The organism is Zobellella denitrificans (genome assembly GCF_002237365.1).
GTDB lineage: Bacteria > Pseudomonadota > Gammaproteobacteria > Enterobacterales > Aeromonadaceae > Oceanimonas > Oceanimonas denitrificans.
In genome coordinates, this window is sequence record NZ_NMUO01000132.1 from 1 (window position 1) to 7,758 (window position 7,758).

General features: G+C 66.4%; 7 protein-coding genes. 5 read left to right on the forward strand and 2 right to left on the reverse strand.

What is annotated here, in order from left to right; genetic code table 11:
- Both nrfD and CGX12_RS18205 read left to right on the forward strand, forming a co-directional pair.
- A partial coding sequence (gene nrfD, locus CGX12_RS18200; RefSeq protein WP_176442113.1) for an NrfD/PsrC family molybdoenzyme membrane anchor subunit occupies positions 1-676 on the forward strand: 676 nt, incomplete at its 5' end.
- Complete coding sequence (locus CGX12_RS18205; RefSeq protein WP_094041271.1) at positions 669-3,740, forward strand: molybdopterin dinucleotide binding domain-containing protein; 3,072 nt, start codon at positions 669-671, stop codon at positions 3,738-3,740. The genes nrfD and CGX12_RS18205, both read left to right, overlap by 8 nt.
- Before the next feature lie 286 nt (positions 3,741-4,026).
- On the opposite strand, the gene CGX12_RS18210 is transcribed toward CGX12_RS18205, so the two are convergent.
- Positions 4,027-4,512, reverse strand: coding sequence for a prolyl-tRNA synthetase associated domain-containing protein (locus tag CGX12_RS18210; RefSeq protein WP_094041273.1), 486 nt, complete (start codon positions 4,510-4,512; stop codon positions 4,027-4,029).
- 112 nt (positions 4,513-4,624) lie between these two features.
- On the opposite strand from CGX12_RS18210, the gene CGX12_RS18215 reads away from it, so the two are divergent.
- Complete coding sequence (locus CGX12_RS18215) at positions 4,625-5,620, forward strand: LLM class flavin-dependent oxidoreductase (protein ID WP_094041274.1); 996 nt, start codon at positions 4,625-4,627, stop codon at positions 5,618-5,620.
- A 3-nt stretch (positions 5,621-5,623) separates the two neighbouring features.
- On the opposite strand, the gene CGX12_RS18220 is transcribed toward CGX12_RS18215, so the two are convergent.
- Positions 5,624-5,926: a putative quinol monooxygenase gene (locus CGX12_RS18220; RefSeq protein ID WP_094041276.1), complete on the reverse strand. Its 303-nt coding sequence runs from the start codon at positions 5,924-5,926 to the stop codon at positions 5,624-5,626.
- Positions 5,927-5,999: 73 nt separating this feature from the next.
- On the opposite strand from CGX12_RS18220, the gene CGX12_RS18225 reads away from it, so the two are divergent.
- Together CGX12_RS18225 and CGX12_RS18230 are read left to right on the forward strand one after the other, a co-directional pair.
- Entirely contained in the window at positions 6,000-6,410 is a 411-nt protein-coding gene (locus CGX12_RS18225; protein WP_094041277.1) for a VOC family protein, read from the forward strand.
- A gap of 105 nt (positions 6,411-6,515) precedes the next feature.
- Positions 6,516-7,556: a 3-deoxy-7-phosphoheptulonate synthase gene (locus tag CGX12_RS18230; protein WP_094041279.1), complete on the forward strand. Its 1,041-nt coding sequence runs from the start codon at positions 6,516-6,518 to the stop codon at positions 7,554-7,556.
- Positions 7,557-7,758: the final 202 nt, after the last annotated feature.

Consider the following 7,758-nt stretch of genomic DNA (forward strand, 5'->3'; position numbering starts at 1 on the left):
GCCCTGGCCCTGCGCCCGCCGCCTGCGCCTTGTGGCCTGGCTGGGCGCCCTGGCCGGCGCGGGCATACTGCTTTATACCGGCATGGAGATCATGGTGGTACGGGCCCGGCCACTCTGGCATACCGCCTGGCTGCCGGTGAACCTGCTGCTGACCGCCCTGCTGGCGCTGGTGGGGCTGCTGATGGCACTCGAGCTGCTGCTGCCCCGCCGGGGACCGGCGCCGGACGCCGCCCCGCTGCGTCGCGCCCTGCTGTGGCTGCTGGCGGCCCTGAGCCTGACGATGGCACTCTGGGCCCTGTCCGGCGTGCACAACGGCGCCTCCTGGCTCGAGGCCCGCCGGCTGTTCCAGGGCTTTGCCTTCTGGCGCCACCTGCTGCTGCTGTCCCTGGCCGCCGGCGCCCTGCTGTGGCTGCTGGCCCTGGTCCGCCGGCACCGGCCCCTGGCCGCCGCCGACGGCCTGACCGCCGCCCTGGCCCTGCTGTGCGCCTGGGGCTTTCGCTGGGTAGTGCTGATGAACGTGCAGACGGTGCCCAAGTACGGCGCCGGCCTCTACCACCTGGATCCCCATCTTTTGTCTTCCGCCGGCCACATCGTCGCCGGCACCCTGGGCCTGTGGCTGGCGCTGGCCGGCGCGGTCTGGATGCTACTGGATAACACAGGAGTCCGTCATGGATAAGAAACGTCGCGCCCTTTTGCAGACCGGCATGATGGTGGGCGGCGCCGGCGCCTTTGCCGCCGGTTACGCCAACCCCGTCGCCAAGGCGGTCAAGGGCGTCCTCAGCGGCACCAGCGGCGTGCCCGCCAATGACCGCATCGCCGGCAACGCCCTGCCGCCGGAATTCATGATAACCCCCCAGGGCGAGCTGGTAATGGCCGAGCACCAGGCGGTGAGCCCGGTGCAGTGTTTCGGTTGCTGGACCCTGTGCGGCCTGCGCGCCCGGGTCGATACCGCCAACAACAGGGTACTGCGCATCGCCGGCAACCCTTACCATCCCCTCTCCAATCCCCGCCCGCCGGCCCAGGAAACGCCGGTCCGGGAGGTATACAAGACCCTGGCCGGAGAGGCCGGCATCGAACAGCGCTCCACGGCCTGCGCCCGGGGCGCGGCCCTGGCCGAGCAGCTGCACAGCCCCTACCGGGTGACCCGCATCCTCAAGCGCGCCGGGCGGCGCGGCGAGGGCAAGTGGCAGAGCATCAGCCTGGAGCAGTTGCTGGAGGAAGTGGTCGAGGGCGGAGATCTGTTTGGCGAGGGCCAGGTGGACGGCCTGCGCGCCATCCGCGATCTGGAGACCCCGGTCGACCCTGATAACCCCGAATACGGCCCCAGGGCCAACCAGTTGCTGGTGACCAACGCCGGCGACGAGGGCCGCGACAGCTTTCTCAAGCGCTTTGCCTTCAACAGTTTCGGCACCCGCAATTTCGGCCACCATGGCGGCTACTGCGGCTTTGGCTTCCGGGCCGGCTCCGGCGCCATGTTCAATGACCTGGACAAGTTCGCCCACGGCAAGCCGGACTGGGATCATGCCGCCTTCGTGCTGTGTATCGGCACCTCGCCGGCCCAGGCGGGCAATCCCTTCAAGCGCCAGGGCCGCCAACTGGCCAGCGCCCGCAGCGACGGCGGCCTCGACTATGTGGTGGTGGCTCCCACCCTGCCCAACAGCATCAGCCGGCTCAACGAAGAGCGCGGCCGCTGGGTGCCGATCAAGCCCGCCACCGACGACGCCCTGGCCCTGGCCCTGATCCGCTGGCTGATGGAGAACGACGGCATCAACCGGCGCTACCTGGCCCAGCCCGGCCCGGCCGCCCAGGCCAGGGCCGGCCAGCCCAGTCATACCAACGCCACCCACCTGGTGCTGCAGGCACCGCATCCCAGGGCCGGTCAGTTCCTCACCGCCGCCGATCTGGGCCGGGGCGAGGCCAGCAGCCCGCTGGTGGTCAACGCCGACAGCGGCGAACTGATGGACCACACCGACGCCCGCGAGGCCGCCCTTTGGGTCGAGCGGGAAGTGCAGCTGGCCGATGGCCCGGCCCGGGTAAAATCCGCCCTGCTGTGCCTCAGGGAGGCCGCCTTCGGGCAGACCCTGGCCCAGTACAGCGACTACTGCGGCGTGCCGCTGGAGATCATCGAAGGCCTGGGCCGCCAGCTCAAGCGTCATGGTCCCCGGGCGGTGGTGGATGCCCACGGCGGCATGATGAACGGCAACGCCTTCTATACCGCCTTTTCGGTGATGACCCTCAACGCCCTGCTCGGCAACATCAACGCCCGGGGCGGGCTGGCGCTCGGCGCCGGCGGCGTGGCGGCGGTGGAAAACGGCCCCCGCTACGATCTGGCCCGGTTCGACGGCATGGTAACCCCCAAGGGCCTCTTCCTGTCACGCAACCGCTTTCCCTACCAGAACAGCAGCGAATACCGGCGCAAGCTGGCCGCCGGGGAATCCCCCTACCCGGCCCGGGCGCCCTGGTTCAGCTTTTCCTCGCCCCTGCTCACCGAGCACCTGGCAGCGGCTTTTGCAGGCTATCCCTACCGGCTCAAGGCCTGGATCAGCCACATGACCAACCCCCTGTACGGCATCGGCGGCGGCCAGGCGTTTCTGGGGGAAAAACTGAAAGATCCGGCCAACCTGCCGCTGTTTATCGCGGTGGACGGCTTTATCAACGAAACCACCGCCCTGGCCGACTATATAGTGCCGGACACCCTCACCTACGAAAGCTGGGGCTTCACCAAGCCCTGGAGCGGGGTACCCCAGCAGACCACCACCGCCCGCTGGCCGGTGGTTGCGCCGGCCACGCCCCGGCTCGCCAACGGCGATCACCTGGGACTGGAAGCCTTCATCATCGCCCTGGCCGGCAAAATGGAGCTGCCCGGCTACGGCAAGGGAGCCATCCCCGACAGCCGGGGCGGCCGTCACGACCTGCACACCGCCGCCGATTTTTACCTGCGCGGTGCCGCCAACCTGGCCTTTGCCGGCGACCGGCCGGTGCCCGAGGCCAGCGCCGACGATCTGGTGCTGACCAACGCCGCCCGGCTGATGCCGCTGATTGAAGCCACCCTGGCGCCGGACGAACAACGCCGGGCCGGCTTTATTTTCAGCCGGGGCGGACGCTTCGCCCCCTTCGAGTCGGGCTGGCAGGGAGAACTGATGGGCAAGCGCACCGGCAATACCCTGTGCATCTGGAATGCCACCATCGGCAGTACCGTGCATGCCATGACCGGCGAACGGCTGAGCGGCTGCGCCGCCTTCTACGGCCCGCGCTTTGCCGACGGCAGCCCCATGCGCGACCATTATCCGGAACAGGAATGGCCATTGCTGGTGACCTCCTACAAGTCGCACCTGATGAGCTCGTCCAGCATCGGTGCCGAGCGGCTGCGCATGATCCATCCGGAAAACCCCATCAGCATCCATCGCAGGGATGCCGAGCGGGCCGGCATCCGCCACGGCCAGCCGGTGCGGGTGATCACCCCGGGGGGACAGGTGGAGGGCATCGCCCTGGTCAGGGACGGCATAGTGGAAGGGGCCGTCGCCATCGAGCACGGCTATGGCCACAGCGAGCTGGGCGCCCGCTCCCACCTGATCGACGGCGAGCCGACCCCCGCCAACCCGCGGCTGGGCGCCGGGGTCAACCAGAACGACCTGGGGTTGATGGATCCCACCCGCAAGGAGGTGGCCAACGTCTGGCTGGACTGGACCAGCGGCGCCTCGGTCCGCCAGGGACTGCCGGCGAGAATCGAAGCGATTTAAACCAGCGAAAACCGGAATCCGTGCACAACGAAACAGCAGTGGGGTTGCACTACGCCGACACGCTTCAAGTACTTCCATGTAGCGCTCGAAAATGCCATCCATGGCATTTTATGGTCGGCTCCGGCAATCCCCACCGCTGTTTCTAGCAACGCTGGCGTTGGCTGTTTCAAGCCACCTGTAGGCCCGGTTTTAACCGGGCAGCAGTGCCACATAATGCACGGTTTGCCCCAATAAATTGGGGCCTACAGACAGCACCACCAGTCCCTATTCCCTATTCCCCAATCCCTTAAAAAGAAGGCACCGGCAGCCAGAGCGGAGTGTGCCCGGTCTGCCCGGTGAAGCGCAGTAAATCACTACGGCTCAGCAGCACGGTAGCGGTATTGCGCAGGGGGTGGCAGTGAAAGTCGTCGCCGTCCTTCAGTTCCTCGTCCAGCCAAAGCTCCACCTGTTGCGCCACGTCGTTCACCAGCGCCAGCACCGAGACATGACCCGGGGCCACCCCCAGGTAGCGCTGCAGCCGCTCGGCCGAGGCAAAGCCGAGGCGCGACCAGCCCTGCTGGCGGGACAATGCCTTGAGATCCACCTGCTTGCCGGGCCGGGTCAGCAGCAGGGCGTGGCGGCGGCCGTAGTTGTCGCGCAGGAACAGGTTTTTCAGCCGGGTGCCGGGCCGGTTCACCAGCAGCCGGTCGGCGTCGGCACAGGTAGGAAGCGGCGGATGTTCAATCAGCGACGGACGGATCTGCCAGCCGGCCAGCCGCGCCATGATGTCCATGAATACACTCCGTTTTTCAGCCATCGGCATAAGATATGCCTTCTTTGGATAGCGGATACCGGCGAAATATGCTGTTATCGGGCTATTGTTTCAATCGATACCATTACCATTTATGAGCCTATTATCCAAGGTCAAACTGTCCATCCTGGACCTGGTGCATATCCGCAGCGGTTTCGACGCCGCCGACGCCATCGCCAACTCGGTCGCCCTGGCCCGCCATGTGGAGGGCCTCGGCTTCGAGCGCTTCTGGCTGGCGGAACACCACAACCTGGACGGCATCGCCAGCTCCGCCACCGCCGTGCTGGTGGGCCATATCGCCGGCCACACGGCCCGCATCCGGGTCGGCTCCGGCGGCATCATGCTGCCCAACCACCCGCCCCTGGTGGTGGCCGAGCAGTTCGGTACCCTGGCCACCCTTTACCCCGGGCGTATCGACCTGGGCCTGGGTCGGGCCCCGGGCACGGATCCCGACACCATGCGCGCCCTGCGCCGCCGGCCGGAAGACGGCGAGGACTTTCCCGAGCAGGTACAGCAGTTGCGGCAGCTGCTGGGGCCGGCACATCATGGCCAGAAGCTGATGGCCATCCCCGGCGCCGGCACCAATGTGCCCATCTGGCTGCTCGGCTCCAGCCTGTTCAGCGCCCAGTTGGCGGCGCAGCTTGGCCTGCCCTATGCCTTCGCCTCCCACTTCGCGCCGCGCATGCTGCATGAGGCGGTGGCCATCTATAAAGACCAGTTCCGGCCTTCGGAGGTGCTGGCCGAGCCCTACCTGATGCTGGGCGTGCCGGCCATCATCGCCGACAGCGACCGGGAGGCCGAGTTCCTGGCCAGCACGGCGCGCCAGAAGGTACTTTCGCTGCTGCGCGGTGAAGGCCGCCTGTTGCAGCCGCCGGTCACCGACCTGGACCAGCGCTGGCTGCCCCACGAGCAGCGCGGGGTGGAGGGCTTCCTCGGCGCCGCCGTCATCGGCGGTCCGGACCGGGCAGCCCGGCAGTTGGAAACGCTGCTGGCCCGGACCGGCGCCAACGAGCTGATGCTGGTGTCCGATATTTACGATCAGGGCGCCCGCCACCACAGCCTGTCGCTGCTGGCGGGCCTGGTGGGCTGAGGATTAGCGCGCCGGATTGACCGCCAGCACCCCGGCGCGGATCACCGACTGCTCGGCGATAAGCGGGTTGACCACGGCCCGGCTCGCCAGGTAGTGCGGGGTTTCCTTGTGGGCCGCCAGGGCCGCTTCGTCCGCATAGATTTCGTACAGCCAGAACAGCTCGGGATCCGCCTTGTCCTGCAGCACGTCGAAGGTGTGGCAGCCGGGCTCGTCGCGCACCGAGACGGCGGCGTTTTGCAGCATGGCGTCGAGAAAGGCCTGGGCAGTGCCCGGCTTGAGCCTGGTTTTGACAATAATTGAATACATTGTAAACTCCATTTGTTTATTTAATTTAAACAAATAGTACACAATTATTATTGCCAATTCCAAGGAGCCTCTCATGGACCGACCCGGCCGCTTCAACGGCATGCGCCATATCGCCTTCACCATGCCCAACCTGGAAGAATGCGTGCAGTTCTACACCGAGATCATGGGCATGGAAATACTGAACCGGGCCCATGCGGATCTGGTGTACCTCAGCTGCGGCAACGACAACCTCTCCCTGGGCCGCGCCGACCTGCCCGCCAGCGGCGTACAGCGCATGGATCACTTCGGCTTTATCGTGGACAGCAAGGAAGAGCTGGAGCAGTGGTACCTGTACTTCCAGAGCAAGGGCGTCACCCTGCTGGACCGGCCCCACGACCATGGCGACGGCGCCCGCAGCTTCCACCTTACCGATCCCGCCGGCAACGTGATCCAGCCCCTCTATCATCCGGCCATCTCCGGCCAGCGCTTCAGCCGGCCGGAATAAATCCCGCTTTTCCCCCTTCGCCGTGGTTTTCCCTGCCACGGCTTTCCGTTATGGTAAGGACATAGTGCGTACGCACCCCGATTTTTCCTGCTTTTAGAGAAACCTATGTCCCTGCATACCGATGAACTGAGAAGTCGCCGGCTGGCGGCCCTGATCACCCCGCACCAGCTGAGCGAACAATACCCCCTGTCCGACGCCATGGCCCAGACCGTGCTCGGCGCCCGGGCCGAGATTGAAGCCATCCTCACCGGCGCGAGCGACAAGCTGCTGGTGATCATCGGCCCCTGCTCCATCCACGACCCGGCCGCCGCCCTGGCATACGCCGAACGGCTGGCGCCCCTGCGCGCCCGCTACGCCGACAAACTGTGCATTGTGATGCGCACCTACTTCGAAAAGCCGCGCACCATAGTGGGCTGGAAGGGGCTGATCAACGATCCGCACCTGGACGGCAGCTTCGATGTGAACACCGGCCTGGGCCTGGCGCGCAAGCTGTTGTGCGACATCAATGCCCTGGGCCTGCCCACCGCCACCGAATTCCTGGATATGGTGACCGGCCAGTATATTGCGGACCTGATCAGTTGGGGCGCCATCGGCGCGCGCACCACCGAGTCCCAGGTGCACCGGGAAATGGCCTCGGCCCTGTCCTGCCCGGTGGGCTTCAAGAACGGCACCGACGGCAATATCCAGATCGCCCTGGACGCAGTGCGGGCGGCGAGCCACCCCCATATCTTCTGCTCGCCGGACAAGGACGGCCGCATGACCATCTACCAGACCGACGGCAACCCCTACGGCCACCTGATCCTGCGCGGCGGCAAGGCGCCCAATTACGATGCAGAGAGCATCCGCCAGGCGGCCGAGGGGCTGGCCGCAGTCGGGCTGTCGCCCCGGCTGGTGGTGGATCTCAGCCACGGCAACAGCCAGAAGCAGCACCAGCGCCAGTTGCCGGTGGCACAAGACATCTGCCGCCAGCTGCGCCGGGGCAGCCGCCATATTGCCGGCATCATGGCCGAGAGCTTTATCGAGCCGGGCCGCCAGGAGGTGGTGAACGGCAAGGCCGAGGTGTTCGGCCAGAGCATCACCGACGCCTGCCTGGGCTGGACAGACAGCGAACAACTGCTGGAGATGCTGTACCAGGCTGAAAGCTGAAAGCTGAAAGCTGAAAGCTGAAAGCTGGAAGCTGGAAGCCTGGCTCTTGGTCACAAGTTTCTATTGACTTTCGAACAGACAAAACATCGGCCAAAGCGCACAGCTCCTCCGGCACGCCGTGAATCCGTCCCTGGAGGCTCCGCCGCGCCCTCCCTGGCGCGGAGGGCCGGCGGAGCTGCGCCCTTTGCCCTCCCTGTCGCCC

Coding starts and splice junctions, on each gene's coding strand:
- CGX12_RS18205 (WP_094041271.1), top strand. CDS start 669: ATGGATAAGAAACGTCGCGCCCTTTTGCAGACCGGCATGATGGTGGGC.
- CGX12_RS18210 (WP_094041273.1), bottom strand. CDS start 4,512: ATGGACATCATGGCGCGGCTGGCCGGCTGGCAGATCCGTCCGTCGCTG.
- CGX12_RS18215 (WP_094041274.1), top strand. CDS start 4,625: ATGAGCCTATTATCCAAGGTCAAACTGTCCATCCTGGACCTGGTGCAT.
- CGX12_RS18220 (WP_094041276.1), bottom strand. CDS start 5,926: ATGTATTCAATTATTGTCAAAACCAGGCTCAAGCCGGGCACTGCCCAG.
- CGX12_RS18225 (WP_094041277.1), top strand. CDS start 6,000: ATGGACCGACCCGGCCGCTTCAACGGCATGCGCCATATCGCCTTCACC.
- CGX12_RS18230 (WP_094041279.1), top strand. CDS start 6,516: ATGTCCCTGCATACCGATGAACTGAGAAGTCGCCGGCTGGCGGCCCTG.